Below are 8,353 nucleotides of genomic sequence, written 5' to 3'. Positions count from 1 at the left end.
ATCGAGAGTGATGAAGTCCAAGATTTAATATGTGAGTACTACAACAGTCAGAACGAGAAATATACAAGACTAAATGCTATTGATGAAGAATATCAAGATGAGTATCAAGCATATTCTAAAGAGCAGGAGCAGCAAGCCGCAGAGAATCAAGAGAAAGCTGTTAAGGTGCATAGTACTACTCGCAGTAATAGTAGTAATCGCAGAAAAGAACGTACCAAAGTACCATCTTTAAGATTTAAAGATGTACAGGACGCTCTAACCAGTAGCGATATAGAGAGAATATTTAAGGACTATGCTTCATCTATTAGAGGGAGCCTAGGCACTATAAAGAGAAGTGGCTCTGAGATCAGTATGGGTAGCCTTAGCATGAATCTAAGTAAAGGTACATGGATACGCCACAGCAGCGGGAAGAAGGGTAACATATTTGGTTTTGTAGCAGAAGGGGCGTGCGTTAGCAAACGTCAATCACTTGAGATTGTTGCTGAGCTTTCTGGCATTCGTGCTGAATCAAGCAGTTACGATTATCGTGCTCACGTTGCAAGTAGCAGAGCTAATAAAGAGAAGATGCAAGAACAAACACAGCAGAAGCAAGCAAATGAGTGGATAGTTGCTCAAGATAAAATCAATAATGCTGATATCTTTGATCCATACAAGCATCTAAAAGGTATGATGCAGCATAATATATTAGAGGCAGTATACGCTTACAAAGATGCTAACGACAAGTTACTTGGCCATGTAGTACGGTTTGTGAGCAAGGAAAACGGCAAAAAACAAACACTACCTGTCACCTATTGTTACAATGCTGCAAAAGACGAGCAAGCTTGGCGTCTTAAAGGATTTACTGACAAAGGCGATAAGCCTATCTTTGGCATAGAGAAGGCTGCTCTCAGCAGTAAGCCTATATTGATAGTAGAGGGTGAGAAAGTCGCAATAGCTGCTGCTAAAATACTTCCTGATTACTCAGTAGTATCATGGATGGGAGGCAGTAATGCTGCTGATAAAGTAAACTGGAATCAGCTTCAGTGGCGGGATGTAATAATATGGCCCGATAATGACAAGGCGGGCTTTAAAGCTGCAGAGGTGATAAAGGACAAGATTAACAAAGCAAATGATCATATAGGATTTGTAAGTGTAGTTGATCCAACGACATTGAAGTTTAATGGTGGTGTTCACAAGGACTTGTTGCCTGAGAAGTGGGACTTGGCAGATAGATTACCTGAAGGTATGACCACCTCAAATGTTAAAGAGGCTATAGAAAATGTAAGAGCTGCTCATTTAGACTTAAATCAAATACAAAGCGTGTTACAGAGTACTAACGCTTCAGATGCTTCGCAGCAGTTAGTTGAGCGTAATATTTGGCAGGAGGTATTCAAAGGCAAGATTGTTGGAGGTGAGCAAATCACAAACTTAGCGGCTAATGAGTATAAAGCTGCTACTTTCTTTCGTTCAGAAGAGGCGAGCAATTACGTTAAATATTTAGAGGCAACAGGTAAAGGAGGAGTAGCACATGATTATTTAAAATATGACTCACCAATGTATCAAGATCTATTAACGAGCCTTGCAACTCGTGATGAGCGTTTAAGTGAGAATATCAAAAGCTTAGGCAATAGTAATAATACTGCTGATATATCAACTGATACAGTAACAATAGAGGCAAAAACCAAGTTAATAGATGATGCTCAAAGTCTATACGAGAAAAAAGCGTTAGATTATGGCGGAATAGCTGGTACTCATGCAGTATACAGAGATCATTTGGAACTGATGGTTAAAAACTATGGTGAATCACACGGCAAAGTAACCCTGTACAAAGATATCGTTCGTGATGTATCTATTCTGCATTCAGCACAGCTTAGCATGAATATCCATGATTTGCCGGATAGTCACCACAAAGAGATAGCAGGTGCAATTTATAATAATGTTAATAGCTACAAGGCGTCAAGTGGCAGAGGTAAAAGCGAGCATAATATCGATAATCACGACAAAGCTAAAATAGCTACAAATTGCTATGAGCAGTTCTGCGGTTGTAAGGTGTGGAGCGAAAGAACCAGAGCTCATCTAAATGAATCTCTGGCAATACTAGAGCGTCGTGCAGAGCTTCAGAGAGACATAGAGAACGATAATGTTGCAAGTAAATTGGAGCGTGAAAAGTTTAAACTGCATCAAGAACAAATTAAGCATGAGATCTTAGTATCCAATACAGTATCTGATGTGTTTGCAGCTTTAGAAAAAGATCAGAAGTTTTTTGTAGCCCTGAATGGTAATATCAAATATGAAATATTTAATAGCCAATTCCAAGAGTTAGCGGAGCAAGCTCTGAAGCACCAAGAAAAACAAATTATTCCTAAGCTCAAAGATGTGGTAGCAGCAGTAGAGCGTAATAAAGTCTTCGCTACTTCAGATATATTAGCGGCACTTAAAGGTAATAAAGACTTAGAAGAGACATATCAGAACTTTGATAGTAGTTTAGAGCGTCACCAGTTAGAAACTCAGCATCAGCAGATTAGGCAAGATAAAGTAAATGCTAAGACTACCGATGAAATGTTAAATGCAATTACTCGTGAGCATGAGTTTTTTAAGTCTCTTGATGGGAATATTCAATACAGACAGACCAATGATCAGTATATTAATTACTCACAGCAGGCTATAGAGCATGAAGAGAGTGCATTATTACCTAAATTAAAAGATGTAGTAGCAGTAGTAGAGCAGCATGAGGTGCTTAGTACGCAAGATATATTAGAAGAGCTTAAAAGTAGCAAGGACTTAGCAGCAACATATAAGCGCTTTGATAGTAATTTCGAACGTCATCAGTTAGAAACTCAGCATCAGGTGATTCAGCAGGAGAAAGAAAATGCTAACACTACTGATGAAATGTTAACTGTAATTAGCCGTGAACACGAGTTCTTTAAGTCTCTTGATGGCAATCTTAAATATGCAGAGAAGTATAATAACAGTATATTATCTGCTATTTCAAATGCTAAGACCATAGAGCAAGACACGCTAATTACAAATATGCATAATATGGTAGTATATGCTAAGAAACATGGTATATTAAATGACCAAGAGATACTAAATAAATTTAACTCTTCTGATAGTCAAAATGTTCTTAATAATTTAAGTAAAACATGTCAGCAGCATTATATAGATCATCATAATGAGAATATTAAGCAGCTATTAGAAGATGAGCATGTAATGGTAGGAACTAAGAAATATACATGTCCGCTTAAATATATGAAGCATGAAATGCAGAATAATATACCAGACTTTATAGATGAGAAGCAAATAGCCAAAACCTTCACTAAGGTTAAAGCAGAAGTTAAAGAAATGACATTAGAACATACAATGACTATGAGCTTATAGATGTATTAGTTGACATTTGATCTTACATTTAATAAAAATTATGTATTAGGGGTTCTAGTGGGGAATCGTATTTTTTTCCGAATATCTTTTTTCTAAATATTTTTTAAGAGACCAATATTTACTAGTACGTCTGCCAAAACTATACAAGCCTTATATCCAAGGCGGTGAACGCTCCACAGGGCAAGGTCTGTGGTTTTTGCGTGTTTATAAAAAGTATTGATAACGCCAGTTTAGGATAAGAGAGCAATAAAAACCTGATACTTACAGGCGATACAAGGCATTAGTCATTTATTTTTTGTTATAAAACGATATATTACACAAAAAAGTAATAATTTAAACTAGTAAGAAACTAATAAACCCTATCTATATGCTGTATACAAGGCTATTCCTAGATTCCCTTATCCTAAATTAGCGTTGATACGCTATTTTGGCGTCACAGCGCAAGTTCCTTAACTGAAGGTGTAGTGATAGTAAATTTGACATATATTATTTTGTATGTTCCTAGAACAATTAATGTCGGTACTATTTATAAATAATACTACCAACAATTAAATATTTATAAACCATATCTTTTAATATATACGTCAAAAAGTGTCAACAATATTCTTGTAGGAACTTAAATGTTAAAACTTCACACTAGAATGTGGCGGCTCATCGCAGCTACCTTAACTGTAAACCTTCAGATTTGATCTGACATATTGAGATTGAAATTAAAATAGTTTATGTGTATGTATGAAGCTAAGAAGTGAGTAATCATATACATGAACTAATTATCAAAACTTAATTAACAGGAATAATATGTCAAATTATGATCAAAAAGTAATCAAACCAAAATTAGGATTATTAGAACTTGCGAAACAACTTGGTAGTGTAAGCACAGCGTGCAAAGTAATGGGCTATTCAAGAGATAGCTTTTACCGTTTCAAGGAACTATATGAGATGGGCGGAGAAGCAGCTCTTGTGGATATGAGTCGTAAAAAACCTATAGTAAAGAATCGTGTATCAGAACATATAGAACAAGCAGTCATAAATCTTGCTATAGAAAATCCTGCTCTTGGTCAGCTTCGTGCGAGCCAAGCACTAATGCAGCAAGGTATTATAGTGTCATCTAGTGGTGTACGTTCTATCTGGCTACGTAATGATCTTGAGACTCTAAAGAAACGACTCAAAGCTTTAGAAGCTAAATCTGCACAGGACGGTATAGCTTAATCCATTAAGATACTGACACTAAATTTGTGGGATGCCTTATTATATGCCATATTAAACATTACCCCCATGTAAGGACCTTAGTGAAATAAGCTATATCTTATTGACAGAAGAGCAGTTAGCTGCTTTAGAAAAAGCAAAACAAATTAAAGAGGCTCATGGAGAAATCGATACTCAGCATCCTGGTTATCTTGGTGCACAAGACACCTACTATGTCGGTAATATGAAAGGAGTAGGTAGAATATACCAACAAACCTTTATTGACACTTATTCTAGAGTGGCTATTTGCAAACTCTATACTGATAAGTCTGCAATAACATCTGCTGATATTTTAAATGATAAGGTAATACCTTTCTTTAATAATCATGATATACCACTACTTAGAATCCTTACAGATAGAGGAACAGAGTATTGTGGCAAGGTAGAACATCATGCTTTTGAGTTATATTTGGCTATAGAAAATATTGATCATACTAAAACTAAAGCACGTTCTCCTCAAACTAATGGAATATGCGAAAGATTACACAGAACTTTAAAAGATGAGTTTTATGATATAGCTTTCCGTAAAAAGATTTATAGATCATTAGAGGAGTTACAGATTGACTTAGATCAATATTTAAGCAAATATAACAATACTAGACCTCATTCTGGAAAGTTTTGTTATGGTAAAACTCCTATGCAAACTTTCAAGGATAGCATGAAAATTGCTCAGGATAAGTCTATTAATTCTTACTTATCTGACAGCAATTTTGCTGCTTAATCAATCACTGTCTGTCAGATCAAGTGTAGAGTTTTACACCTTAACACTAGTCCTTTTTCACGTAATTTACTGGTCCCTTTTACTTTAGCAATGACAAAAAGACTCTAATCTATTTCTTTTTTGTCATTTTGTCCATCAAATTATCAGGATCTTTAGCTTTTCCTAAAACACTGACATTACAATCTTGTATTGTAACGTCATTTGCTCCTGTGATAGTCAAATATCTTGGGAATCTGGTGATCACTAAATATGCAGTACCTCCTGCTACTATGGCTGAAAATAATACCACTAGGCACATATTCTTTAAAAAACTATAATTGCTGCACTCAACAACATAGGCCGCACTAGCAGATAGTTTTTTACTATATTCATCTAATTTTTGATCTACTGAACTCATATGTTTTGTGATATGAGATGTTACACCGTGGCTTACTTGTTCTATTTCTGCTTTGTATTTATGTATTCCCTCTGCGTAACCACTAATAATAGTACTATATGAATCATGTAATGATTTTGTATATTCCCTTTGGATTTTGTCTAGTTCTTTTGCAACGTCTGGTATGATATTTGTTATTGCTTCTTTTGTTTTTTCTGGCAACAATGTTAATACACCTACTTCTGTCTTTAATATTTCATACTGTTTTGCCTGCTTCTGAATATTTTCTCGGAAAGAACTATTAATATTATTTAAATCAGATGTAGATTGTTCGACTATTTGTTTAAATGCTTCTGACAGTTTATTTAATGTCTGATTTAAATGTTTTTCTTTCTCTGTGATTAACTTCGCCGTGAAATGCATCTGCTGTATTAATTTTGTTAATGCGCTGTCATTTCTCATTGTCTCCGATTCTGAGCTCTTAGTCTTCTCTGTATTCAGGGTATTTTCTTCTACCGCTACTATATTTTGTTTATCTTCTAAATCTTGGTTTTGATTATTTGATTCTTTTTTCATATTTATTCCTCATTTTTAGTGTTAATATTGAAGCTTCAGGTTAATTTTAAGGCTATGTCACTTGGTTGCGTATGTTCTAGTTCTGCTTCTGACTCTGCATCAGATATTTCATTAATATCATCATTAATGTCGTGACCTGTACTTGCCATAGAACCTAGTTGAGTGTTGTCAGTATCCACATCATGGCTTTGTACTTTTTCTTTTAATGCTTGCTCTAATGCCGCTTCTTCAGATAAAGACAAAGGAACGTAGCCTTTGTTTTTGTGTTCTACCTGTGCTGGAGAAAGTTGTAGCTTTGTTATCCGTATTTGCGGATCGGGAAGACCTACAAAACATTCAAGGTCCTTAAGACTTGCTATATCATTTGTTGTAATTAAGGATTTCCTTTTTTCTTGCTCCGTGTATGAAACTCCATCTCTATGTTCGTGTGCTCCATATGAGGTATTTTTTTGCTGCGATGCGTATTCAACATTGCCAAAGATATCAGTAATTAAACGAGCGGTACTTGGATCGGTACTTCTAAACATGAATTTAGTAGCAAACTGATCAAATAAAGTACTACCTGCATAATGACCATATTTATCAAAGAGTTGGTTTAAAGACTGAGTTGCTGCCATCACGCATCCACCATATTTTCTACTTTCTGCAAGAAGTGAAGAGAGCGAGTTGAGTCTTCCAAGACTTGCAAGCTCATCAATCACAAACCACATACGTCTTTGCTCATTAATACCTGATTCAATTAAATAAGAGACTGCAAGCTCTAAGATGCAGGCAAGAAGCGGTAGAGTTACTTCTCGCTGTGACGGACTACTTGCTAAGAAAAGCCAGCTATTACTACCTTTTTCAATATTGTAAAAATACTGCTTTAAAGAAAATTGCTGTTTGCTATCTTGCAATAAACAAATTGGTCTAACGCCTGTAGTCATAACAGATAAAATAGATTCTGCGGTGGTAGTATTTTGTTTTGAAAAATACCTAGCTGCTCTTGTTCCTTGTAGTAAACTTGCTAAATCTTGCCTATTTACTTTAGTAAGTATCTTTTTAAGAGATGTAATAGTGCGACAATCTTTCTTGATTAAACTCTCAACACATGAGATAAATAGTATCTCACTGCTATTTTGCCAAAACTGATCATTGCCGCTTCCAGTACTTCGTTTATCAAAAGAAAAAAGAACTTTAGCAAATTTCTCAAGTCTTGGATCTACCTCGCCTATTGCTACATTAGATGTCGCATCTTGCCAAAAGTCCCATGAATGAGAACGGGCATCTAATGGATTAAAGATGATATCGCCTCTACTCGGATCATAATATCGCTCTATCATCTCCCCAGTCTGATCTACTACAATAGCTGGATGTTTTGCCGTCCTTACTTGCGGCAGCAATGTATTAATAAGATTAGTTTTGCCGCTACCAGTGCTACCTGTAACTAAGAAATGCCTAGTTTCTGTGTTCTTGATTAAAGGCATGTCACCTATGTAAAACATGCCTATTAAATTATGTTTTTTGAGATATTTTTTCACCTCTGATGCGGTTTTGATGGTGCTGCCGCTAATATGCTTTGTTGCTCTTGCTGTTTTGCCAAACTTGCTCCATACCACAAATACTAGAAACACTAAAAAGACTGTACTACCTGCCGCTAATAACGCGGTACTAACTATATAGTGTTTAAGTATCATGTATGATTGCTTGTATTTTGGAGTATTTAAGATAGTTGCGACTTTAACACTCCTTGATGCCCTATCTATGGACATATCATATATATCGATCCTTGGCTCTCGCTGCTTTGAATCTTCAGATATTTTAGGTGTAATGTCCCAAACAAAATCTATAAAAGATGCTCGCATATATGTTTTGGCGGCAAACATATTAATTGCTTTGTATTGAGGCATGGTGAGAAAAATTACTAATAATGCTGCGATAACAAAGGACCAAAATGATGACACTCCAATAACCTGCCTAAACATTCTTACTTTATGGATGAAGATCTGTCCGCCTCTGGTGTAATCATCTAACATTTTAGTACCTTATTTTATCTCTTATTTATTTTTGTTTTATATCGGTAGTTTGCGGGAAAGTGC

3 protein-coding genes and 1 pseudogene are annotated in these 8,353 nt (G+C 35.6%); 2 read left to right on the top strand and 2 right to left on the bottom strand.

Features of this window, described 5'->3' with window-relative positions; all coding sequences use genetic code 11:
• Together REIS_RS16175 and REIS_RS17625 are read left to right on the top strand one after the other, a co-directional pair.
• The coding region (locus tag REIS_RS16175) for a toprim domain-containing protein (RefSeq protein ID WP_241760973.1) at nt 1-3,357 on the top strand (3,357 nt) is incomplete at its 5' end.
• A 798-nt stretch (nt 3,358-4,155) separates the two neighbouring features.
• Nucleotides 4,156-5,323: pseudogene (locus tag REIS_RS17625) on the top strand (helix-turn-helix domain-containing protein).
• A gap of 109 nt (nt 5,324-5,432) precedes the next feature.
• Here the strand turns inward: REIS_RS17625 and REIS_RS16170 are convergent.
• Both REIS_RS16170 and REIS_RS10060 read right to left on the bottom strand, forming a co-directional pair.
• The gene (locus tag REIS_RS16170) at nt 5,433-6,275 is read right to left on the bottom strand and encodes a hypothetical protein (protein ID WP_008581590.1); all 843 of its coding nucleotides are present in this window, start codon (nt 6,273-6,275) and stop codon (nt 5,433-5,435) included.
• A gap of 35 nt (nt 6,276-6,310) precedes the next feature.
• Nucleotides 6,311-8,290 carry a type IV secretion system DNA-binding domain-containing protein gene (locus REIS_RS10060; protein ID WP_008581588.1) on the bottom strand — a complete coding sequence of 660 codons (1,980 nt, stop codon included), beginning with the start codon at nt 8,288-8,290 and terminating at the stop codon, nt 6,311-6,313.
• Nucleotides 8,291-8,353 lie beyond the last annotated feature (63 nt).

This window comes from Rickettsia endosymbiont of Ixodes scapularis (assembly GCF_000160735.1).
GTDB lineage: Bacteria > Pseudomonadota > Alphaproteobacteria > Rickettsiales > Rickettsiaceae > Rickettsia > Rickettsia tamurae.
This window is presented reverse-complemented; position numbering and strand designations above follow the sequence as displayed.